General features: G+C 66.5%; 22 protein-coding genes. 7 read left to right on the plus strand and 15 right to left on the minus strand.

From position 1 onward, the window contains the following. Positions 1-149: 149 nt before the first annotated feature. From AB4Y98_RS06595 to AB4Y98_RS06610, 4 genes are all read right to left on the minus strand, one after another. Entirely contained in the window at positions 150-1,466 is a 1,317-nt protein-coding gene (locus tag AB4Y98_RS06595; RefSeq protein ID WP_442244024.1) for an ABC transporter permease, read from the minus strand. 13 nt (positions 1,467-1,479) lie between these two features. Next, a complete protein-coding gene (locus AB4Y98_RS06600; RefSeq protein WP_032978283.1) occupies positions 1,480-2,637 on the minus strand; it encodes an ABC transporter permease in 1,158 nt (385 codons plus the stop codon). Between the two features lie 14 nt (positions 2,638-2,651). Beyond that, positions 2,652-3,341 (minus strand): ABC transporter ATP-binding protein, encoded by a 690-nt coding sequence (locus tag AB4Y98_RS06605; RefSeq protein WP_025878346.1) that lies wholly within the window; start codon positions 3,339-3,341, stop codon positions 2,652-2,654. A 117-nt stretch (positions 3,342-3,458) separates the two neighbouring features. Further along, positions 3,459-4,706: an efflux RND transporter periplasmic adaptor subunit gene (locus tag AB4Y98_RS06610; RefSeq protein WP_442244025.1), complete on the minus strand. Its 1,248-nt coding sequence runs from the start codon at positions 4,704-4,706 to the stop codon at positions 3,459-3,461. Positions 4,707-4,908: 202 nt separating this feature from the next. Between AB4Y98_RS06610 and AB4Y98_RS06615 the strand changes: the two genes are divergently transcribed. Genes AB4Y98_RS06615 through AB4Y98_RS06625 form a run of 3 tightly spaced genes read left to right on the plus strand, consistent with a single transcriptional unit; the run spans position 4,909 to position 7,064 of the window. Next, complete coding sequence (locus AB4Y98_RS06615) at positions 4,909-5,244, plus strand: ATP-binding cassette domain-containing protein (RefSeq protein ID WP_301868676.1); 336 nt, start codon at positions 4,909-4,911, stop codon at positions 5,242-5,244. A 6-nt stretch (positions 5,245-5,250) separates the two neighbouring features. Beyond that, positions 5,251-6,465, plus strand: a complete 1,215-nt coding sequence (locus tag AB4Y98_RS06620) for a sensor histidine kinase (RefSeq protein WP_442244026.1) — start codon at positions 5,251-5,253, stop codon at positions 6,463-6,465. Then, positions 6,462-7,064: a response regulator transcription factor gene (locus AB4Y98_RS06625; protein ID WP_442244027.1), complete on the plus strand. Its 603-nt coding sequence runs from the start codon at positions 6,462-6,464 to the stop codon at positions 7,062-7,064. Before AB4Y98_RS06620 ends, AB4Y98_RS06625 begins: the two co-directional genes overlap by 4 nt. Before the next feature lie 581 nt (positions 7,065-7,645). Here AB4Y98_RS06625 and AB4Y98_RS06630 read toward each other — a convergent pair. The 10 genes from AB4Y98_RS06630 to AB4Y98_RS06675 form a co-directional block, all read right to left on the minus strand. After that, positions 7,646-8,182 (minus strand): cytochrome b, encoded by a 537-nt coding sequence (locus tag AB4Y98_RS06630; protein WP_025878352.1) that lies wholly within the window; start codon positions 8,180-8,182, stop codon positions 7,646-7,648. Then, the gene (locus tag AB4Y98_RS06635; protein ID WP_442244028.1) at positions 8,179-9,285 is read right to left on the minus strand and encodes a catalase family peroxidase; all 1,107 of its coding nucleotides are present in this window, start codon (positions 9,283-9,285) and stop codon (positions 8,179-8,181) included. The genes AB4Y98_RS06630 and AB4Y98_RS06635 overlap by 4 nt, the downstream gene beginning before the upstream one ends. 168 nt (positions 9,286-9,453) lie before the next feature. Then, complete coding sequence (locus AB4Y98_RS06640; RefSeq protein ID WP_223497514.1) at positions 9,454-10,821, minus strand: leucyl aminopeptidase family protein; 1,368 nt, start codon at positions 10,819-10,821, stop codon at positions 9,454-9,456. A 3-nt stretch (positions 10,822-10,824) separates the two neighbouring features. After that, positions 10,825-11,553, minus strand: coding sequence for an HAD family hydrolase (locus AB4Y98_RS06645; RefSeq protein ID WP_025878355.1), 729 nt, complete (start codon positions 11,551-11,553; stop codon positions 10,825-10,827). A gap of 69 nt (positions 11,554-11,622) precedes the next feature. After that, the gene (locus AB4Y98_RS06650; RefSeq protein WP_442244029.1) at positions 11,623-12,090 is read right to left on the minus strand and encodes a hypothetical protein; all 468 of its coding nucleotides are present in this window, start codon (positions 12,088-12,090) and stop codon (positions 11,623-11,625) included. 70 nt (positions 12,091-12,160) lie between these two features. Beyond that, positions 12,161-13,267: an AI-2E family transporter gene (locus AB4Y98_RS06655; protein ID WP_442244030.1), complete on the minus strand. Its 1,107-nt coding sequence runs from the start codon at positions 13,265-13,267 to the stop codon at positions 12,161-12,163. A 67-nt stretch (positions 13,268-13,334) separates the two neighbouring features. Further along, positions 13,335-13,772, minus strand: coding sequence for a protein sip-5 (locus AB4Y98_RS06660; RefSeq protein WP_363734339.1), 438 nt, complete (start codon positions 13,770-13,772; stop codon positions 13,335-13,337). Further along, positions 13,769-14,239, minus strand: coding sequence for a phage holin family protein (locus AB4Y98_RS06665; protein WP_025878358.1), 471 nt, complete (start codon positions 14,237-14,239; stop codon positions 13,769-13,771). The genes AB4Y98_RS06660 and AB4Y98_RS06665 overlap by 4 nt, the downstream gene beginning before the upstream one ends. A gap of 8 nt (positions 14,240-14,247) precedes the next feature. Continuing rightward, a complete protein-coding gene (locus tag AB4Y98_RS06670) occupies positions 14,248-14,610 on the minus strand; it encodes a hypothetical protein (protein ID WP_025878359.1) in 363 nt (120 codons plus the stop codon). Positions 14,611-14,714: 104 nt separating this feature from the next. Continuing rightward, positions 14,715-16,148, minus strand: a complete 1,434-nt coding sequence (locus AB4Y98_RS06675) for a Do family serine endopeptidase (RefSeq protein WP_025878360.1) — start codon at positions 16,146-16,148, stop codon at positions 14,715-14,717. 489 nt (positions 16,149-16,637) lie between these two features. Here AB4Y98_RS06675 and AB4Y98_RS06680 point away from each other — a divergent pair, with 489 nt between their 5' ends. Together AB4Y98_RS06680 and AB4Y98_RS06685 are read left to right on the plus strand one after the other, a co-directional pair. Beyond that, entirely contained in the window at positions 16,638-17,552 is a 915-nt protein-coding gene (locus AB4Y98_RS06680) for a histone (RefSeq protein ID WP_363734342.1), read from the plus strand. A 137-nt stretch (positions 17,553-17,689) separates the two neighbouring features. Then, entirely contained in the window at positions 17,690-18,379 is a 690-nt protein-coding gene (locus AB4Y98_RS06685; RefSeq protein ID WP_394196843.1) for a hypothetical protein, read from the plus strand. A 15-nt stretch (positions 18,380-18,394) separates the two neighbouring features. On the opposite strand, the gene AB4Y98_RS06690 is transcribed toward AB4Y98_RS06685, so the two are convergent. Then, complete coding sequence (locus tag AB4Y98_RS06690; RefSeq protein ID WP_223497518.1) at positions 18,395-18,754, minus strand: DUF1428 domain-containing protein; 360 nt, start codon at positions 18,752-18,754, stop codon at positions 18,395-18,397. A gap of 279 nt (positions 18,755-19,033) precedes the next feature. On the opposite strand from AB4Y98_RS06690, the gene AB4Y98_RS06695 reads away from it, so the two are divergent. Next, the gene (locus AB4Y98_RS06695) at positions 19,034-19,606 is read left to right on the plus strand and encodes an OmpO family porin (protein ID WP_025878364.1); all 573 of its coding nucleotides are present in this window, start codon (positions 19,034-19,036) and stop codon (positions 19,604-19,606) included. A gap of 191 nt (positions 19,607-19,797) precedes the next feature. Beyond that, positions 19,798-20,475: a response regulator transcription factor gene (locus AB4Y98_RS06700; protein WP_223497519.1), complete on the plus strand. Its 678-nt coding sequence runs from the start codon at positions 19,798-19,800 to the stop codon at positions 20,473-20,475. Positions 20,476-20,480: the final 5 nt, after the last annotated feature.

A 20,480-nucleotide genomic window follows, 5' to 3' on the forward strand; every position in this document is an offset into this window, starting at 1 on the left:
CATGGCGTGGATCTACTGCAACAACGTCGGCGTCCACACCATGCGGATGGGCCAGTAGATCCACGCCATGCGTGGATGACGTGCAAAGAAAAAGGGACGGAGCCTTCGCTCCGTCCCTGCAGGGTGCGCGTTGTATCGCTGCGTGATGCTCAGGTCTCGCGCAGCGCCGTGGTGATTGGCAGCCGCGCGGCGCGCAGCGCCGGGAACAACCCACCCACCAGGCCGATGCCCAGCGCCCACTTCAACCCACTCCACAGCAGTTCCGGCGATACATGGAACTTGAACACCACCGCGCTGAAGTTGCTGCCGATGGTGGACACGCTGTAGCCGTTGAACAGCAGCCACGCCACCGCACATCCCAGCAGTCCACCGAGCAGCGCCAGCAGCATGGTTTCCAGCATCACTGCAGTCACCACCGGCAGGCCACGGAAGCCGATCGCACGCATGGTGGCGATCTCGCGTGCGCGTGTGGCCACGGCGGCATACATGGTGTTGAGCGCACCGAACACGGCGCCCACTGCCATGATGGTGCCGATCACCTTGCCGAGGATGTCGATCAGCTTGGTCAACCCACCACCCTGCTTGCTGTAGTAGACGCGGGTGGTTTCCACGTCCAGCTTCAGGCGCGGATCGGCGGCCACGGCGGCTTTGAACTGCTCGAAGCCAGCCTTGCCGTCGGTGCGCACGCTGATCGATTGCCAGGCACTGCGCTGGTAGGTGGTGGCCAGCGTGTCGGCGTCGGTCCACAGTTCCGAGTCATGCGCATCGCCGGTAGCGAACACGCCCACGACCGTCCAGGTCTGGTTGCCCAGGGTGAGCGTTTTGCCAACATCCATGTCGCGGAACTGGCTCCTGGCGCCCTGGCCGACCACGATCTCGCGCAGGCCGGCGGCGAACCGGCGACCTTCGACGATCTTGACCTTGTCATGCACGGCCCACGCCTGCGGGCCGACACCGCGGAACTGCGCGTTGACGTCGGTGCCATCGGCCTTGGACACCAGGTTGACCACCTGCGAGAGTTCCGGCGACAGCAGCGGCCGCCCCTGCGCATCGCGGGTGATGCCGGGCAGAGTGGACAGCGTCGGGACCTGTTCGCGGGTGATGACCGAGTTGGTCTCGGCCTGCGAACCGCCGCGCAGCACGATCGCGGTGGTGTCATCGCCGGTGTTGTTGAGCGTGGCCTGGAAGCCTTCGCCCATCGCCAGCATCGCCACCAGTACGCCAACCACGCCGGCGATGCCGACCACGATCACCGAGGAGGCACCCCAGCGCTGCGGCAGGCTGGCGATGCCGATACGGGTGGCGGCCAGGGCCAGCCGACCACTGCGGGTGAGCGCCAGCCACAGCCCCAGCAGTACCGCGATGGCGGCTACGCCGATCCACGGCAGGCCGATCCAAACCACCAGGCCAACGGCCAGCAGCACCACGGTCACCGCGTTTCCCAGCCACTTCTTGAGCTTGTTCATGTCGGTGTCCTCTTCAGCGGCCGGCGAGCGCGTCGACGATCTTCAGGCGCTTGGCGCGCAGTGCGGGCAGCAGCCCGACCACGATGCCGATCACCACGATCAGGACGATGCCCACCAGCCAGGTCGGCGTCGGTACGTGCGGCGGCAGCATGCCCATGCTCTTGGGGCTGATGGCCGGCAGGATCAGCGCCGCCAGGCCCATGCCGATCAGCCCACCGAGGCCGATCAGCAGCACCGATTCGACCATCACCAGGGTCAGCACCGTGCTGTCCTTGAAGCCCAGCGTCTTCAGTGTGGCCAGTTCCGGAACGCGCTCGCGCACCGCCTGGGCCATGGTGTTGCCGGTCAACAGCAGCAGGGTGAAGAACACCGCGCCCATGATCGAGGTGACGATCATGCCGATGTCGGCGAACTGTTTCACGAACGCCTGCTGGAACGCCGATTCGGTCTGGGTCTTGGTTTCGTGGTCGGAGTTGGCCGAGATCGCATCGATGGCCTGCGCCACCCTTGATGACTGCTCCGGGTTGTCCAGCGTCACCGTGTACCAGCTGACCTGGTTCTTGATGTAGTCGTTGGACTCATCGAAGTACTTCCAGTTCATCATCAACTGGCGTTCTTCATTGGCCGCCAGTGCGCGATCCTTCGAGCGGTAGATGCCCTTCAGTTCCAGCGGCCAGTCGTTGCTGCCGCCACGTGGGAAGATGGTGGCTTGCAGCGGGATGGTGTCGCCGATCTTCCAGCCGAACTGCTTGGCCAGCGTCTCGCCGACGATCGCGCCGGTACGGGTCTGCTGCCAGTCCTGCAGCTGCGCCGGGTCGATCTGCAGCTCGCGGTAGACATCGAAGTAGTTGGGCGCCACCGAGAAGTTGGGGAAGAAGTTCTTCGGGTCCTGGTAGATGCCGCCGAACCACATGCCGTAGGTGACATCGCGCACGCCGCTGACCTGGCGGATCTGCGTTTCCAGGCGGATCGGCAGCGACTGGGTGATCGACAGGCGCGAAGCCACCACCAACCGGTTGGCACCTTCCACACTGCCACCGGACGAGAACGCCACGCGCACCGAGTCGAGCATGCCGAACAGCAGGAACGCGGCCACCACCGACAGCAGGGTCAACAGGGTGCGGGTGCGGCTGCGGAACAGCTGCGCCCAGACCAACGAGAAGTATTTCATCGCTGTGGCCTCCGTCAGTGGGCCAGCGGCGCGTCGGCCAGCTCGCCCTTGTCCAGGTGCACCGTGTGGGTGGCGTACTCGGCGGCCTTCGGGTCATGGGTGACCATGATGATGGTCTTGCCGTGTTCGCGGTTGAGCTGCTGCAGCAGGCCCAGGATCTCTTCGGCGGACTGGCGGTCAAGATCGCCGGTAGGTTCGTCGCAGATCAGGAAGGTCGGGTCGGAGACGATCGCGCGGGCGATCGCCACGCGCTGCTGCTGGCCGCCGGACAGTTCGTTGGGGCGATGGCTGCGGCGGTCTGCCAGGCCGACCAGGGTCAGCGCGATCTCGGCATTGCGCTTGCGCTGCGCCGCGCTGAGGTGGGTCAGCAGCAACGGCAGTTCCACGTTCTTCTGTGCGGTCAGCATCGGCATCAGGTTGTAGAACTGGAACACGAAGCCGACATGGTGGCTGCGCCACGTCGACAGCTGGCCGCCGCTCATCTGGTCGATGCGCTCGCCTTCGATGCTGATCTCACCGCCGGTGGGGTTGTCCAGCCCGCCGATCAGGTTGAGCAGGGTGGTCTTGCCGGAACCGGACGGGCCCATCAGCGCGACGAAATCGCCGCTGGCGATATCCAGGTCGATGCCGTGCAGTACCTGCACCTTTTCGGGGCCACGCTGGTAGGTCTTGGTGATGTTGCGCAGTGAAACCAGGGTCGACATGGGTGGTTCTCCACGAAAGGCGGGAAACGGGGATGCGTCCCGGCCAACGGCCGGCACGCGTCGAACAGTGGTGCATTCCAGCGGTACTGCCGGTGGCGCCATGCGGGCGCCGGGCCGTTACTGCGCTTGCTTCTGCTTGACCCTGGTGCCGTCGCGCAGGGTGTCCGGCGGGTTGACCACCACCGACTCCCCTGCGCTCACGCCCTTGAGGATCTGGCGGTCCTTGCCCATCGCCTGGCCCGCCTCGACCGTGCGCTGCTGCACGCGGTTGTCATCGCCCAGTGCGAGGACCACCGACGCGCCCTCACGCTCGACCACCGCAGTGGCCGGAACGCGCACGCCCTGCGGCTTGGCTTCGGTCTGCGGCTTGGCCTGTTCCAGGAAGCTGACCCGCACGCCCATCTCCGGCACGATGCGCGGGTCTTTCACCTTCAGTGCCACCCGCACCTTCACCGTGGCCTTGCCGCGGTCAGCGGTGGGAACGATGGCGATCACCTCGGCCGGGATCTTCCAGTCCGGGTAGGCGTTGAGCGTGGCTTCCACCGGCATCTTCGGCTGCACGCGGCCGATGAACGCTTCGCCGACCTCGACTTCGATCTCCAGCGATTCCATGTCGACGATGGTGCCGATGCCGGTACGGGTGAAGCCACCACCGGCCGACAGCGGCGAGACGATTTCGCCGGGCTGCGCGGCCTTGGCGGTGACCACGCCGGAGAACGGCGCGCGCACGATGTTGTTGTCCACGCCAAGGTCGGCGATGGACAGCTGGTCGTTGGCAACCTTGACGTTGCGTCGTGCGGTTTCCAGCTGCGCACGCAGGTTGTCACGCTGGGCCACTGCCTGGTCGTACTGCGAACGCGAGACCAGCTGCTGGCCGACCAGCGCCTGCAGGCGGCTGGCTTCAGCGGCGGCCTGCTTCTGCTGTGCTTCCAGGCCGACCACCTGGCTGCGTGCGGCCTGCAGCTGCGAGGCGTACAGGTTGCGCTGCGCGTCGGCATCGATCGGGTCCAGGGTGGCCATGATCTGCCCCTGTTCCACCCGCATGCCTTCTTCGATCATCACCTCACGCACCTTGCCGGTGATCTTGGCCGACACCGTGGCCATGCGCCGGGCGACCACGTAGCCGCTGGCGTCGAGCACCGAACTGCTGGCGCTGCCCTGCTGGATGGCCACCGCCGGTGCGGTGTCCACTTCCACGGTGGGCGCGCGGCCGAACAGTGCGAATGCACCACCGGCCAGCAGCACGATGATCACGGCCACGGCGATCCACAGCCAGCGGCGGCCACCACTGCCGCCACTGGAGGCGGGCGGCGGCGACTTGCGGTCGATACGGAGTTCCTTCAACAGCTCGGCAGAAGCGTTCATTCGTTCCATCACAGGCGTTCGGGCGGGTGTGACCGGAAGGGCAGGCAGCGGCGGTTCCGGCGGTGGAGCGTGCGGCACAGCATGAAGGCAGGTGCATCGGCGATGGCAGTGACAGCTGTCATCCGATGTCATTGACGGCGGCAACTGCGAAATGTGACCACGGCGGCACAGGATGGCAACGTCCCCGCTACCGGTACCGCACATGGATACGATCGCCCCGTCGCTGGCCCGCCTGCAGCAGGTGCAGGTGCGTTACCGCGACCATACCGCCCTGCACGGCATCGACCTGCAGGTGCGCGCTGGCCAGGTACTGGCCCTGCTAGGCCGCAACGGTGCGGGCAAGAGTACCGCGATCAGCGTGCTGTTGGGTTTGCGCCGTGCCGACGCCGGCCAGGTCGAGCTGCTGGGTGGTGATCCGCAGCAGCGCGATCATCGGCTCGGCCTTGGCGTGATGCTGCAGAGCACCAGCCTGCCGCCAATGCTGCAGGTGGATGAACTGGTGGCGCAGGCGCGTCGCCGCCTGCGCCGGGTCGGCTGAACTGGCATGATCGGCAGCGATCGTCCCCGCCTGGAATCTTCCGTGCCACCGAGCTGGCTTGCGTCCCTGCTGCGCCCTGCCCCGGATTCGGCGGTGGCCGAACTGCTGCGGCGTGGCAAGTCGCCCTGGAGTGGTGCGATCCACCTGCTGTGGTCGGTCTGGATCTTCCTCACTCCAGTGCTCGGGAACGGCTTCACGCTGCGCTGGCTGCTGCTGACCCTGGCCAGCTATCCGTTGTTCCTGCTGTTCTATGCCAGGGTGATGCTGGCGCCACGGCACCACGCCTGGCGCTACGCCCTGGGCATGATCGTGATGGCCCTGGTGCTGCTGCCGTGGTATCCGTCGGGACTGAGCTACTTCGTGTTCGGCTGCGTGATGATCCGCATGAGCAGCCGCGGCGGCTGGTGGGTGTACCTGTTGCAGCTCACTGGCCTGAATCTCCTGTTCTGCAGCACCGCGCTCTACTTCGGTTATCCGTGGCAGGCCATGGTGTGGATGCCGGCGGTGTCGTTCATTGTCGGGCTGGTGGTGAACGTGGAGGCCTTGAGCCATCAGCGCGACGTCGCCCTGCAGCTGTCCCAGGATGAGGTGCGGCGCCTGGCAACCACCGCCGAGCGCGAGCGCATTGGCCGTGATCTGCATGACCTGCTGGGCCACACGCTGTCGCTGATCACGCTGAAGCTGGAACTGGCGCGCAAGCTGTACGACCGCGATGACGCGCGTGCACGGCAGGAGATCGGTGAAGCCGAGGCCATCGCCCGCGAAGCGCTGGCACAGGTACGCAGTGCGGTGACCGGCATCCGTGCCAGCGATCTGGCCGGCGAACTGGCATCGGCGCGGCTGCTGTTGGAATGCCAGCAGGTGCACCTGCAGTACATGCCGCCGCCGCCGATGCCAGTGGAAGTAGAGCGTGGGCTGGCACTGGTGCTGCGCGAGGCGGCGACCAACATCGTGCGCCACGCGCAGGCGACCCGGGTGCAGGTGGATTTCATGCTTGAGGACCGACAGTTGGTAATGCAGATACGCGATGACGGCCGTGGTGGCGTGCAGGCCGAGGGCAACGGATTGTCTGGCATGCGTGAGCGGGCAGCAGCGCTGGGTGGCCAGTTGACGCTGCAGTCGCCGCGCGGGGAAGGCACGCTGCTGACCGTGCGCGTGCCCCTGGTGGCCGCGACTACGCCGCTGTCGCCGGCATCGCTGGCACAGGGAGGCGCGGCATGATCCGCATCCTGCTGGCCGAGGATCAGGCGATGGTGCGTGGCGCATTGTCGGCGTTGCTGGGCCTGGAACCGGATATCGAGGTACTGGGCAGTGCTGCCGACGGCGAAGCCGCCTGGCGCATGCTGCAGCAGTTGCAGCCGGACATCCTGGTCACCGACATTGAGATGCCGGGGCTGAGCGGGCTGGAACTCGCCCAGCGCATCGCCCGTCATGAACTGCCGATCAAGGTGGTGATCGTGACCACCTTCGCCCGTGCCGGTTTCCTGCGCCGCGCGCTGGAAGCGGGCGTACTGGGCTATCTGTTGAAGGATGCACCGGCCGAGAAACTGGCCGAAGCGCTGCGCAAGGTGAAGCAGGGCATCCGCGCGATCGATCCGCAGCTGGCGCTGGATGCGTGGTCGCAGGCCGACCCGCTGACCGACCGCGAGCGCCGCGTACTGCGCCTGGCGGGCGAGGGCCGCACCGCCAGCGAGATCGCCGAGCAGCTGGGGCTGTCGCATGGCACGGTGCGCAATTACCTGTCCGAATGCATCGGCAAGCTGGGCGTGGCCAACCGGATCGAGGCGTACCGGCTGGCGCGGCAGAAGGGGTGGTTGTAGGGGGGCGTCACTTTTCTTTTCGCGCGAAAAGAAAAGTAACCAAAAGAAACGCGCCGCCAGCCGCGAGCCGGTGCTGCGCACCGGTGCCCTGTGCTCCTCGGTCCGTCGAGGGAGGGCGCGGGAACTCGCTGCGCTCAGACACCCGCGCCTCTTCGCCCTCGCCGGACCTGTGGTGCTCGGCTCGCTCAAGGCGGAATGGAAGGTCAAGATCAACGGCAAAGGCATCCACGCATGGCGTGGATCTACTGGGTGCAGCTGCGGCTTTTGACGTTGGGTCCGCCTTGTAGCGAGCCGAGCATCGCGGGGGAATCAGGGGCGAAGAGGCGCCGATGTCTGAGCGCAGCGAGTTCGGCGCCGTCCCCTGATTCACCGAGAAGCGCAGGGTACCGGTGCGCAGCACCGGCTCGCGGCCGGCGGCGTGTTTCTTTGGTTACTTTCTTGATGGCGCACATCCATGTGCGCCACCCTACGGGCCGGCTACGCCGTTCCGCGCTGCTCCTGCAGCGCGGTGCACGAGCAAAGAAAGCGACACCCCTCCGCGGTCGCGGAAAAGGGCAGCCGGGAACCCCCGGCGAACCCATTCAATCCTTCCCGCGTGCCATCGCCTGGAACACGCCATCGCGGCGCACCCACAGGTGGAACAGGGCCGCACCCACGTGCATCAGCACCGTGGCGAACAATACGTAGGCCAGCAGGCTGTGCGCATTGCGCAGCGCGGCGTATAGCGCTGGCGTGTGCGGCACGATCGGCGGCAGGTGCAGGCCACCGCCCAGCACGATCGGGTAGCCGCCGGCCGACAGCATCGCCCAGCCGATCAACGGCATCGCCAGCATCAACGCGTACAGCATCCAGTGCGAAGCCTTCGCCGCCAGCACCTGCCACGCGGGAAGGTCCGCTGGCAGCGGCGGTGGGCGATGGCGCAGGCGGTTGTACAGGCGCAGCACCGCCAGCAGCAGGATGGCGATACCCAGCGGCCGGTGCAGGTCGATCAGCATGGGGCGCAGGTGCAGCGAGGCGACCATGGTCACGCCGATGAACAGCATGGCGATGATCATCAGCGCCATGGACCAGTGCAGCACCCGGGCGAGCAGGTTGAAGTGGCCGTTGCCGGTGCTCATCGTGCCTCCCCCTTCGTTTGTGCCGCCGCACCGCTGGCGCGCTCGCGCTCGCGGCGGTTGAACGACTGCGAATACACCGCCGAGCGCGCAGCCAGGATCGGGTCATCGCTGCCGCGTACGCCGCTGGGCACGATCAGCGGATCGAAGTTGAGCTGGCCGCAGGCGCCTTCTTCCTGCGACTGCATGCGGTCGAGGCTGAGCACGCCGGCCACCACCTGTTCGCGCGATTCAGGCCACGGCACCGAGGGATCATCGATGGCATCGCCCGGCGCGGCCAGGCTGACCACCAGGTTCCAGCGCACCGGGCCGGTGGCTAGGCGCTGCCGCAGTTCCTGGCTGAGGAAATCGACATTGGCCTGCTTGCGTGCCTCTGCATCCATCTCCACCAGCGGCGCCTGCGGCTGCCAGCGCCAGCGCACCGCGCGTTTCTGTCCCTGCGCGTTGGTGAACCAGAAACTGTTGACGCTGTTGAACGTGGTGTTGGCCCAGCTGCTGGTCCACGGTGCGCTCTTGGCCCATTGCTGGAAGGCCTGTGCGCTGGGGTACCTGGCCAGCACGGCCGCCATCTTCTGCGGGTCGGGCTTGCCGGTGGCCGGGTCCGGAATCTGCGCGCGGGTCTGCTCGTAGAACGCCTCGGCGGTGGGCACGGCGAAGAACGGGAAGCTGTTCATCGCCATCCGCCATTCCTGCCCGTCATCGCTCACCAGCTGCACGGCGATGCTGCGCACGCGCGCGCTGCCATCGGCGCCGTGCGGATCACCACCGCCGATCGACAGCCGGCCCAGCACCGGAACCTTCGCCTGCGAGAACACCCGCGCGCTGGACAGCGTGGGCGCCTGCGCGCTGGGTTCGAACCAGCCGCTCACGCACACGCCTTTGCTGTGCGCGCGGCGGAAGCCGGGATGCGCAGGGCCGGTGGCCTCGATGGTGTCGGTGAAACGCTGTGCGGTCAGCCGGTCGCGCCCGATCCAGCCGGCCAGCCAAGCGAAGGCGAGGGCGACGATGCCCAGGATCAGTGCGATCAGCGCGATCCAGGGCAAGGGTGAATGCCGGCGCGGCGCGCCCGGCTCCTGGCCGGCGCGGGTGTAGCGGAAGAGCGACATGGTCGGATTCCTGCCTTCACGGATGTGTGGGTGGGCGACCACCACATCCTCGCAGAACCCGACCGGGGCCGAAATTCAATTTTTCGTCAGATTTGCAGGGTGATGCAGTGCCGACCAAGGTCGGCACCCACTGGCATGGGTGGCGCCGGGCCATGCCCGGCAGCTCCATCAGCCGTAACGTGCCTTCAGCATCGTCCAGGCCGAACGCAGGGCCAGGGCTTCGCCACCGGCCGGGCGGCCCGGGCGCTCGCCATCGTTCCAGGCATACACGTCAAGATGTGCCCAGCGCTGTCCGTCTTCCAGGAAGCGTTCCAGGTACAGCGCGGCGGTGACCGAGCCGGCCATGCGCGAACCGGCATTGGCCAGGTCGGCGATACCGCTGCTCAGGTAACGCAGGTACGGACGCCACAGCGGCATGCGCCACACCGGATCACGGGTGGCATCGCCGGCCTGCAGCCACTGCTGGGCCACCGTGTCATCGTTGCTGAACAGCGCCGGCAGATCCGGACCCAGCGCGATGCGCGCCGCGCCCGTCAGGGTAGCGAAGTCCAGCACAAGGTCCGGCTTCTGCTCACCGGCGAACGTCAGCGCGTCGCACAGGATCACCCGACCTTCGGCATCGGTGTTGTCGATCTCCACGCTCAGGCCCTTGCGGGTGGCGATCACTTCGCCCGGACGGAAGGCATCCGGGCCGATCGCATTTTCCACGGCCGGTACCAGCAGGGTCAGGCGCACCGGCAGCTGCTGGGCCATCACCAGCCCGGCCAGGGCCAGCGCGTGGGCGGCGCCGCCCATGTCCTTCTTCATGTTGCGCATGCCATCGGCCGGCTTGATGTCCAGGCCGCCGGTATCGAAGCACACGCCCTTGCCGACCAGCGCCAGCGCCGGGTCGGTCTCCTTGCCCCAGCGCAGCACGATCAGCCGCGGCGCACGGTGCGAGGCACGGCCCACCGCATGGATGGCCGGGAAGTTCTGCGCCAGCAGTTCGTCGCCGGTGATGGCTTCCACCTGCGCGCCATGCGCTTCAGCCAGGGCACGCGCGGCGTCTTCCAGCTGCTGCGGGCCCATGTCTTCGGTCGGCGTGTTGACCCAGTCACGCACGCGCAGGCTGGCGGCGATCAGGTCGGCCACCTCACCGGTCGGTGCGGCAACAAGCTGGGCCGGCGCGCGGTTGCGCTTGCGGTAGCGGTCGAAGCGGTAGCTGCCCAGGCCCCAGCCCAGCTGCAGCAGTGCCTGCTCGGCGGCCGGCAGTTCGCTGGCCAACTGCCACACGCTGCCTTCCGGCAGGGCATGTGGTGCATGGGCGTAGCTGTAGGCATCGGCACGATCGCCAACGCCGATCACCGCGCCAGCCAGGCCATCGGCGCCGGGCAGCAGCGCAACCGAATGCGCGCCCGCAGTGAAGCCCTGCGACTTCAACCACGCCTGGGTGGCAGCGGATTGGCTGTTCTTCCACGCCTCGAACTGGCTGCGGTCCAGCACGTGCAACGGCAGCGCGGCGGTGGTGTCGGCGGTGAAACCAGTGATCTCGCTCATGCGTCAGGTACTCCGGGATGCGTCAGCGTCGGCGGCGTCGAGGTTGGCATCGAGCCAATCGGCCAGGCCGGTGAGGGTGTCGAACTGCAGGTCAGGCTGCAGCTGCGGATGGTTCCAGGTGGCCGCTTCACGGTTGATCCAGCAGCCGCGCAGGCCGGCAGCCATCGCGCCGGCCACGTCCATCTCGACGTGGTCGCCCACGTGCAGCACCTGCGCCGGGGCGACGCCCAAGCGGTCGCAGGCAGCGTGGAAAATGCTCGCTTCCGGCTTGGCCGCGCCATGCTCGCGCGCGCCCAGCTGGAAGCTGAAGTGATGGGCCAGGCCGATCCGTTCCAGATCGGCGTTGCCGTTGCTCAACGCGGCCACCGGCACCCGCGCGGCGATACGCGCCAGTGCGTCGAGCGCATCGGGGTAGCACTCCACCTGATTGCGGGCGGCGTAGAACACTTCATATGCCGGTTCCAGAAGGTCCAGGCTGGCGCCGCTGTTTTCCAGCGCCTCCTGGATCGTCAGCCGGCGCAGCGCGCTCAGGTCGAAATGCAGGTGGGGGTTGTCGCGGAACGAGCGCTCGCGCAGTTCGCGCATGGCCGCCACCGGATACATCGCGGCGGTGGCGGGGCTGTGTTCACGCATCCAGTCGAACAGGACCTGGTCGATGCGGGCGCCGATCGGAGCGAACGGCCACAGCGTATCGTCGAGGTCGAGGGTGATGGCTAGGACAGGAAATTTCACCCCGCCATTCTACGCCTGCCCGCGCGGGCTTTCATGCGCCGCGGCGGGCTTGGGTCACTGCAGGGTGCGTCAGCGCAGGTCGTAGGAGCAGCCAATGGTGGTCTGGCCGTCGAACCGCTGCACATCCAGGTTGTGCCGGCCCACTTCCCGCGAATAGGTACCTGCCACCGGATTGGACAGCTTCGCCAGTGCCGCGATCTGTTCGACGCTGGCAGTGCTGAAGTACGCGGTGAAACTGTCGACGCCATCCTCGCCGCTGTCGCCGTCGTACACCTGCAGGCGGGTCACGGGCTGGCCCAGCACCATCAGTGGCGTGGTCAACCGGAACTCGCCGCTGGACTCGCCGTTTTCCGCCCGCAGCGGGGGCGGCGCCAGCAGCTGCGCCATGGCTTCGAACTGCTTGGGGGTGAGGTGGCGCTTGCAGGTGACTGCTTCGACCAGCTGGGTACGCGCCTGGTCGGCAGCCGGTGGCGTCGCGGCGAAAGCAGGGGTGGCAAGGCAGGCGAGGGCGAGGCAGCGTGTGGCGAACGAGGTCATCCGAACGGATCCATCCGAAAAAAGGGGGAGTATTCTGCCAGTTCTTCCCTTGTTTCCGGTCCTGGCCCGCTCACTCCAGCAGGCGCGCCCAGCCCTGCATGCCCTCCAGTCGTGCCAGCACCAGCTTGATGCAGACCAGCAGTGGCACCGCCAGCAGCAGGCCGATCATGCCCCAGGCCCAGCCGAACACCATCAGCGCCAGGATCAGCACCAGCGGTGACAGTTTCATCTGCCGGCCAAGCACGATCGGGGTCACCAGCTGCCCTTCCAGGGTATGCAGGGTCAGGTAGGCGGCCGCAGGCAGCAGCGCCTGCAGCGGGTCGCGGAACTCGACGAAGCCCATCAGCAGCATCAACGCGACGCCGAGCAGCGGGCCGACATAGGGAGCGAAATTCAGCAGCGCCGCCACGGTTCCCCACAGCAGCGCCTCCTGCAGGCCGATGCCCAGCAGCATCAGCACCCCGGCCAACAGCAGGCCGACCACGGTGTTGATCACGCTGATGGTCAATACGTAGCGCGATACCTCATGCTCGATCGAGCGCAGGATGTCACTGGTGAAGCGCTGCTGCTGCCGGTTCGGGAACAGCGCGATCGCTGCACGCTGCAGGCTCTGGCCGTAGATCATGAAGAACAGCGTCAGCAGCACGACGGCCAGCACCGAGGCGGCCAAGCGCGGCGCACGGGTGAGCATGCGGTAGGGGTCGTCCAGCTGGGTGCGGATCACCTGCACCTTGCGGTTACCGTCGCCGCCGGCCACGCGCGCGAAATTCTCTGCGGCCTGGTTGGCCTGCTGCACCGGCTTGGTCAGGTCCTGCACTTGGCGGGCGACTTTGCGTAGCTGCTGCGGTGCTTCCTGTGCCCAGTCCATCGCCGGGCCGATCAGCTGCACCGCCAGCGCACCGGTCACGCCCAAGCCGGCGCCCAGCACCAGCAGGGCGCCGAGCGCGCGCGGAATCCACAGTTTCTGCAGCAGGCGCAGGATGGGGTTGCCGACCAGGGCGAAGAACATCGCCAGCAGGACCGGCAGGATGATGTCCTGCGCCGCCCACAGGGTGAACGCCACGGCCAAGGTCGCCAGGATCACCAGCGACATCGGGCCACGTGGGCGCGAGGGGGGCGGCAGGGGTGCGGACTCGTCCGGCGCAGGCGACGACGGGGACAACAGGGACTCGCTCATCGACGCACCGACCAGAAAGAGAAGCCCATTATCGGCCCGCCGCGATCAACGCGGCGGGTAAGGTTCGTCAACGTTCGGACAACTCGGTCGCCGCTTCGGCGGGACGGGGCTCATGCAGCTCGGGCTCGGCCACCGGGCGTGCTGCCGGTCGTGCCGCGGCAGCGGATGGCGGCCCGGCCGCTTCATCCACCTGGTCGGCGGCATCGTCTGCGGTTTCCGCCGCCTGCGCCGCCACCACCGAAGCAAACGCGGCCTGGGCGCTGGCGAACAGGCTGGACACCGAACCGACCATCTGCAGCCAACGCGCTCCGTTGACCTTGCCCGGAACCTCCAGCTTGCCGGCGATGAACCCGCCGGCCAGACCCACCACCACGATGCGCAGTGGCGACCAGCCCTGTCGCCAGACCTGGCTGAGCACGTTCCAGTGGTCCTGGGTCTCGCCGAGGCGCACGGCCATCACCTGTTCGCAACGTTTCACACGCCGCTGCAGTGCACCGAACTTCATGGCTTGCCCTCCGGGATCTGCACGCCGGCATCGGGATCATCATCGGTGGGCTCATCGAACAGGCCCAACCGGGACAACTGACGCCGGGTGGCGTGCATGCCGGTGTGGTGGAAGAAGTACGAAACGCGCCAGATCGCATAGCCGGTAACGGCCAGGCTCAGCAACGAGGTGATCAGCAGGGCCTGCAGCCAGCTCAGGCCGAAGCTCTGCAGCAGGGCGATGAGGGTAGCGGCCAGCAGCAGCCAGGCCGACGCACCGAACACGATGGCGACGCCGGCCCAGGCCAATGCGCGGCCGAATGCGCTGCGCGCCAGCGCGAAGTCCGCCGACGCCAATCGGCGCAGCGAACGCAGCGAGTGCTTGGCCGAATCGGCAGTCGCCCGGCCGGCTGCGCCGACCTGGCGGATGCTTTCGTCCAACGGCGGCGTGGCCGCCGGATCAGGACGTTGCGTGGTGTCTTCGCTCACGCCGCAGCTTACTTGTCGCTGCCGCGGGCCAGCTTGGCGATGATCCAGCCGGTAGCGAAGGCCACGCCGAACGAGGCCAGCGGACGTTCGCGGATCAGCTCAGCAGCGCTGTCGATCAGGTCCTTGCCCTTGTCCATCAGCGCGTCGACCTGTTCCTTGGCGGCGGCACCACCGAACTCGGCAGCAGCCAGGCCCGACAGCGCGCTGTCGGAAAGTTCAGCCTTGACGTTGGCCTTGCCGATGCGCAGTTCATCGGTCGCGGCGCCGGTAGCGCCCTTGATCGCACCGCCGGCAGCGCTGGCGGCCTGCTTCAGGTGGGAACCGGCTTCACCCAGGTGGTCCTTCAGGTTCTCGGTATTGGTGGGGCTCATCGAATCACTCCTGTTGCGATGGGGGAACGGGCGATCGGCGCTTGGCCGACCTGGACGTACAGCAATAGCATCACGTGGGTATAGGGGGCGTTACGGCCAGGCGATCAGCGCATCACCAACTGGCCCTGCTGCTGCCCATTGTTGCGCAGCACGCGCAGCACCAGGGTGGGCGGGCGCTGCTGGAAATTGGCGCGCCAGCTGGCCAGGTCGGCGAACTCGCCCACCGTGGCATCGGTGATGATGTCGCCCTGCTGCAGGCCGTTGGTCGCAGCGCGGCTGCCGCGCTTGACCTCGCTGACCAGCACGCCGCCCACCCCGGACTGGCGCAGCGATTCCGGCAGGTCGACGAAGCTGGCACCGGTCAGGCGCGGGTCCAGGCTCTCGCCGCTGACCACGCGTGCCTGTTCCTTCAGCGTTGCCTTGATCTGCAGCGGCTTGCCTTCGCGGCGAACGTCCAGGGTCAGCACGCTGCCCACCGCCGCCAGGCCTTCCACGTTGTGCAGTGCTTCGGCACTGTCCACACGCTGGCCGTTGGCCGAGACCACCACGTCGCCCGGTTTCAATCCCGCAGCGGCACCGGCCGAACCGGCCAGCACGCGGGTTACCAGGGCGCCACGGGTTTCGCCCAGGCCCAGGCCCTGCGCGATCTGCGCGCTCAGGTTCTGGCTTTCGATGCCCAGCGTGCCGCGCACCACCACGCCATGCTTGACCAGCTGGTCCACCACGCTGCGGGCCAGGTTCGAGGGAATGGCCAGGCCCAGGCCGATGTTGCCGGCCATGCTGCCCTGCGGATTGAAGCTGGCGGTGTTGATGCCCACCAGCTGGCCCTGCAGGTTGACCAGCGCGCCACCGGAATTTCCCGGGTTGATCGATGCATCGGTCTGGATGAAGTTCTGGTAGCCCAGCCCGCGGATGCCACTGCGGCCCACCGCCGAGACGATGCCCGAGGTGACCGTCTGGCTGAAACCGAACGGATTGCCGATGGCAACCACGAAGTCGCCCACCCGCAGCTGGTCGCTGTTGCCCAGCTTGATGTCGGTCAGGTTCTGCGCCGGAATGCGGATCAGCGCGATGTCGGTGTCGCGGTCCGAGCCGAGGAACTCTGCCTTTACCGTGCGCCCATCCGCCAGTGTCACCTGCACGTCATCGGCATTGTCGATGACATGGTGGTTGGTCAGCACCAGCCCTTCGGTGGCATCGATGATGACGCCCGAACCGAGTGACTCGTTGATCCGCTCCTGCGGGATGTCCGGGAACAGGCGTCGGAAGAACGGGTCGTTGAAGAACGGGTTGCGTACCCGCACCACCTGCTTGGTGTTGACGCTGACCACCGCCGGCATCGCTTTTTCCAGCATCGGTGCAAGCGAAGGCACCGCCTGCCCGGCGACTGCGGCCGGCAGCGCTGCGGACGTGGGCAGTACCGCCGGCAGCGGAGCGGCGTCGGCACGGTTGTCCAGGTGCGCATTGAGGCCGGTGGCAACGAAGCCGCCGAAGGCAGCGGCGATTGCGAGCGTAAGCAGGGTGGGAAGCGGTCGCATGGGAGTCGGTTCGCAGGCTGAGGTAGGGGCCATTGACGCATACGGTAGAACAAGCTGAATGAGTGTGTCGCGATCTGGATAAATGCCCCATGAAAATCCGACCCGCGCCGAGGGCGCCGGACAGCCGACGCGCGCACCACAACGCTGTTCGCGACAGCCGCGATCGCGCGCCGTCAGGCATGCCGGCAGCGCCTTGATACACCGTGACACTTGCGCAGTTCCGCGCATCCCGACCTTGCGATGACGCTCAGTGCTACGCGGATGTGTGGCTGCCGCCAGTGCCTGCATCGGTACCCCAGCAACCGGCAGGCTGTGCAGCACACTGCTTAAAAAAAGGGATTTCCTGACTGCGGGGCGCGTCAGCGGCCGCCATCGCTTACATCAGTTGCGTCGCACCGGATGCGATTGACCAGGCGTGCCCGTTCCACGATAGCCATTGTCGGTATAGCATCGCCCCGTTTTGACAATCCAGGCCCCTAGGAGGGCAACATGAGCAACGGTAATGGTGTGTCGGTCGTGACCGACGCCGTCGAGAACGTGAAAGAAACCGCCACCAACGTCGGCGAGACCATCGCCCACGCCGCCGAAGACGCAGTGAAGTCGGTCAAGAAGACCGTCAAGCGCGCCCGCAAGGCTGCCACCACCCGCGTCGCCAAGGCCAAGAAGGTCGTGGCCAAGGTCGAGAAGACCGTTGCCAAGAAGGCCGAGAAGGCCGCCAAGTCGGTCGGCAAGACCGTCGCCAACGCCAAGAAGAAGCTGGAAGCGGCCAAGAAGAACGCCAAGGCCGAAGCTGCTGCCCTGAAGAAGGAAGTGGCCAAGAAGAAGGCGGCTGCCGGCAAGACCGTGACCAAGAAGGCTGCTGCTGCCAAGAAGACCACCAAGGCTGCCGGCAAGAAGGTCGCCACCGTGAAGAAGGCCGCCACCAAGAAGGTTGCGACCGCCAAGAAGGCTGTGGCCAAGAAGACCGCTGCTGCCAAGAAGGTTGTCGGCAAGAAGGTCGCTACCGCCAAGAAGGCTGTAGCCAAGAAGACCGTGGCCGCCAAGAAGGTTGCCGGCAAGAAGGTCGCTACCGCCAAGAAGGCTGTGGCCAAGAAGACTGTCGCTGCCAAGAAGGTCGTCGGCAAGAAGACCGCTGCTGCCAAGAAGGTTGTCGGCAAGAAGACCGTCGCTGCCAAGAAGGTTGTCGGCAAGAAGACCGTCGCTGCCAAGAAGGTCGTCGGCAAGAAGACCGCCGCTGCCAAGAAGGTTGTCGGCAAGAAGACCGCCGTCGCCAAGAAGGTTGTCGGCAAGAAGGTCGCCGCTACCCGCAAGACCGTCGCCAAGAAGGCTGCACCGCTGAAGAAGGCTGTGGCCAAGAAGGCTCCGGCCAAGAAGGCCGTGCGCAAGGCTGCCAAGCGCAAGTAATCGCGCGTGGTTCGAAGGCCCTTCCGCTCATCGGGCGGGAGGGCCTTCTGCGTTTTCGGGGGCGCTCATCCGCGCCTGACGTGGATCTGCGGCAGCAGGCTGGGGCAAGATGAAGGTCTTCCGCAGGAGCTGTAACCATGGGCGGTATCGATTTCAGTTCCTGGCAGGGCGTGCTGTCCACCCTGGCCGGGTTGGTCCTGATCACCCTGCTCGGCGTGGGTATCCGCCTGCTGGTGATGCAGACCCTGCAGCAGCGCCGCGAACGCGAGAACCGCCAGATCAACGAGCGGCTGCGTACCTTGATGGCGGCCTACAAGACGCTGGGCGGCTCCTTCACCGGTGAGCTGGGGGTCGATCCAACCCACCTGCGCGACCTGCGCCAGCGGGCCCACGAAGAAGGCATCGCCGAGCCGGGCTCGGATCGGGCCCGGCGCATCCGCGATGCGGTCGAAGCGGCCTTGTCGGACATCCTGCTGCTGGGCACCGACGAGCAGGTACGGCTGGCCGCGCGCGCTGCCAGTGAACTGGCACAGGGGCGTGCGGTGCACACATACGAACTGGTGATCTCGCTGCGCGACTTCGTCCGCGAGGCGCTGGACCTTGCGCCGGTACCGGCCGACCTGGAGATCCCGCGCCAGGGGCCTACCCGCCCTGCGGGCAGCGGTGGCGGAAGTGGCAAGGGCCGCAACGAGGGCGAAGCCAAGGGCGGTCGCACCGGTGGAGGTGGCGGCGGCATGGGTGCCGGAATGGGCGGGCTGGGTGTTGGTGCAGGTGCTGCGCTGGGTGCCGGCCACGCGGCCGGTGAGGATGAAGCGGGCGCCCGCTGAGGACGCCCGCGCGGGTCAGCGCTTGAGTTCGAAGATCGGTTCGAATCCGCCGTAGATCATCCGTGCACCGTCGAACGGCATGGGATTCTTCGACGGGTCCAACCGCGGGTCTTCCATCATTTTCTGCATGCCTGCATCGCGGGTGGCCTTGTCCGGCCACTCGATCCAGGAAAACACCACTGTTTCCTCCGCCGTGGCTTTCACCGCGCCGAAGAAGTCGGTGGTCTTGCCGTGCGGCACGTCATCGCCCCAGCACTCGACCACGCGCAGTGCCCCATATTCCAGGAACACCACGTCGCCGGTACGGGCGTGGGCGAGGAATTTCTCCTTGTTGGCGGTCGGCACCGCCAGTACGAAACCATCGATGTAGCTCATCGCTTGCCTCCGGAATGGACCGTGCCAGGTGCACGGCCTTCATTGAGTCGACGCTTCACGGTGCGGCAAATCGACATCGGCTGCCGTCTCGTTGATATCGAAGCGCGTGCGCGTACCGCGCGCGTATGCCTGAGCCTTGCTGAATCAATGCAAAAAATTCAGCAATGCGAAGACTGCTGTTTTCAGGGAGCGTTGTGGCGAATAACGGAGAATTTACATTCCCGATGCGATGGCGCCCTGGCGCTGCTGCACACCATAAGAAAGTAAAGGTGTACCCCCATGAAGAATTCGCTGATTGCTCTGGCTCTGGCCGCTGCCCTGCCGTTCACCGCTTCGGCCGCCGAGAACCTGTCCTACAACTACGCCGAGGCCGACTACGCCAAGACCGACGTTGACGGCATCAAGGCTGATGGCTGGGGCGTGAAGGGTTCCTACGGCTTCCTGCCGAACTTCCACGCTTTCGGCGAATACAGCCGTCAGGAAGTCGACCACACCAACATCAAGGTTGACCAGTGGAAGGTCGGTGCCGGCTACAACGTCGAAATCGCTCCGTCGACCGACTTCGTTGCCCGCGTCGCCTACCAGAAGTTCGACCAGAAGCACGGCCTGGATTTCAACGGCTACAGCGCTGAAGCCGGTATCCGTACCGCGTTCGGTGCCCACGCTGAGGTCTACGGCCTGGTCGGTTACGAAGATTATTCGAAGAAGCACGGCGTCGACATCGACAGCCAGTGGTACGGCCGTCTGGGTGGTCAGGTCAAGCTGAACCAGAACTGGGGCCTGAACGGCGAGCTGAAGATGAACCGCCACGGCGACAAGGAATACACCGTCGGCCCGCGCTTCAGCTGGTAATCGCACCGCGGCGCAGTCCTGCGCTGCTTGTGCCTCGACAGGCCCGGCTCATGCCGGGCCTGTTTCGTTGTGGGGAACTGGAATGCCATCTGACTGCCCGGTGCGGAAAGATGTTGCGTTGCAATAAATTGGATTCCGCTGCCTGCGATCCCGACCTACGGTGGGCTTTCCGTACATCCGGATCTGCCGCAATGCCGCTTGTCGTTCCCGCTCTGCTCCCTGACCAGCCTTGCCGCCTGGCACTGCTGGCCCCGCATCCGGTACTGCGATTGGGCGTGGAAGTGGTGCTGCGCCAGCACGGCGGCGTGCAGGTCTGCGGCAGCGTTGCCGACGAACGCGCGCTGCTGGACCTGCTGCAACGCAACCCGGGCGGCATCGACCTGCTGTTGATCGATGCACTGCTGCCCGGCGATGCCGGTGATGGGCTGGCCCTGCTGCGCAGGCTGTCGCAGCGCTGGCCGCTGCTGCCGGTGCTGGTGCTGTCCGGGCATTGCAACGCCAGCACGGTTACCACGGCAATGCAGGCCGGTGCGCGCGGATTCCTGTCCAAAGCGACATCGGCAGAGATGTTGTTGCGCGCGGTCGATGTCGTGGCAAGTGGAAGGCGCTTCGTGCCACCGGAATTGCGCGCGCAATTGAACAGGCCGCGCATGCGGCGCACGCCGGCACCCGTGCTGGCGCCGTTGAGCCGGCGCGAGCGCGAGGTACTCAGGCTGGTCCTGCAGGGCTGCAGTACCGGTGAAGTCGCATTGCGGTTCGGCCGTTCGGCCAGCACTGTCAGCACGCAGAAGCGCACGGCCTACCGGAAGCTCGGCATCCACAGCGATGGCGAGCTGTTCCGCATCCGCCACCTGCTTGAATGCGGCTGAGCGGT

The organism is Stenotrophomonas sp. 2YAF26 (genome assembly GCF_052114625.1).
Taxonomy (GTDB): domain Bacteria; phylum Pseudomonadota; class Gammaproteobacteria; order Xanthomonadales; family Xanthomonadaceae; genus Stenotrophomonas; species Stenotrophomonas indicatrix.

Coding starts and splice junctions, on each gene's coding strand:
- AB4Y98_RS06625 (WP_442244027.1), top strand. CDS start 6,462: ATGATCCGCATCCTGCTGGCCGAGGATCAGGCGATGGTGCGTGGCGCA.
- AB4Y98_RS06650 (WP_442244029.1), bottom strand. CDS start 12,090: ATGACCTCGTTCGCCACACGCTGCCTCGCCCTCGCCTGCCTTGCCACC.
- AB4Y98_RS06685 (WP_394196843.1), top strand. CDS start 17,690: ATGGGCGGTATCGATTTCAGTTCCTGGCAGGGCGTGCTGTCCACCCTG.
- AB4Y98_RS06690 (WP_223497518.1), bottom strand. CDS start 18,754: ATGAGCTACATCGATGGTTTCGTACTGGCGGTGCCGACCGCCAACAAG.
- AB4Y98_RS06610 (WP_442244025.1), bottom strand. CDS start 4,706: ATGAACGCTTCTGCCGAGCTGTTGAAGGAACTCCGTATCGACCGCAAG.
- AB4Y98_RS06675 (WP_025878360.1), bottom strand. CDS start 16,148: ATGCGACCGCTTCCCACCCTGCTTACGCTCGCAATCGCCGCTGCCTTC.
- AB4Y98_RS06635 (WP_442244028.1), bottom strand. CDS start 9,285: ATGTCGCTCTTCCGCTACACCCGCGCCGGCCAGGAGCCGGGCGCGCCG.
- AB4Y98_RS06605 (WP_025878346.1), bottom strand. CDS start 3,341: ATGTCGACCCTGGTTTCACTGCGCAACATCACCAAGACCTACCAGCGT.
- AB4Y98_RS06660 (WP_363734339.1), bottom strand. CDS start 13,772: ATGAAGTTCGGTGCACTGCAGCGGCGTGTGAAACGTTGCGAACAGGTG.
- AB4Y98_RS06600 (WP_032978283.1), bottom strand. CDS start 2,637: ATGAAATACTTCTCGTTGGTCTGGGCGCAGCTGTTCCGCAGCCGCACC.
- AB4Y98_RS06615 (WP_301868676.1), top strand. CDS start 4,909: ATGGATACGATCGCCCCGTCGCTGGCCCGCCTGCAGCAGGTGCAGGTG.
- AB4Y98_RS06680 (WP_363734342.1), top strand. CDS start 16,638: ATGAGCAACGGTAATGGTGTGTCGGTCGTGACCGACGCCGTCGAGAAC.
- AB4Y98_RS06620 (WP_442244026.1), top strand. CDS start 5,251: ATGATCGGCAGCGATCGTCCCCGCCTGGAATCTTCCGTGCCACCGAGC.
- AB4Y98_RS06670 (WP_025878359.1), bottom strand. CDS start 14,610: ATGAGCCCCACCAATACCGAGAACCTGAAGGACCACCTGGGTGAAGCC.
- AB4Y98_RS06595 (WP_442244024.1), bottom strand. CDS start 1,466: ATGAACAAGCTCAAGAAGTGGCTGGGAAACGCGGTGACCGTGGTGCTG.
- AB4Y98_RS06630 (WP_025878352.1), bottom strand. CDS start 8,182: ATGAGCACCGGCAACGGCCACTTCAACCTGCTCGCCCGGGTGCTGCAC.
- AB4Y98_RS06640 (WP_223497514.1), bottom strand. CDS start 10,821: ATGAGCGAGATCACTGGTTTCACCGCCGACACCACCGCCGCGCTGCCG.
- AB4Y98_RS06695 (WP_025878364.1), top strand. CDS start 19,034: ATGAAGAATTCGCTGATTGCTCTGGCTCTGGCCGCTGCCCTGCCGTTC.
- AB4Y98_RS06700 (WP_223497519.1), top strand. CDS start 19,798: ATGCCGCTTGTCGTTCCCGCTCTGCTCCCTGACCAGCCTTGCCGCCTG.
- AB4Y98_RS06655 (WP_442244030.1), bottom strand. CDS start 13,267: ATGAGCGAGTCCCTGTTGTCCCCGTCGTCGCCTGCGCCGGACGAGTCC.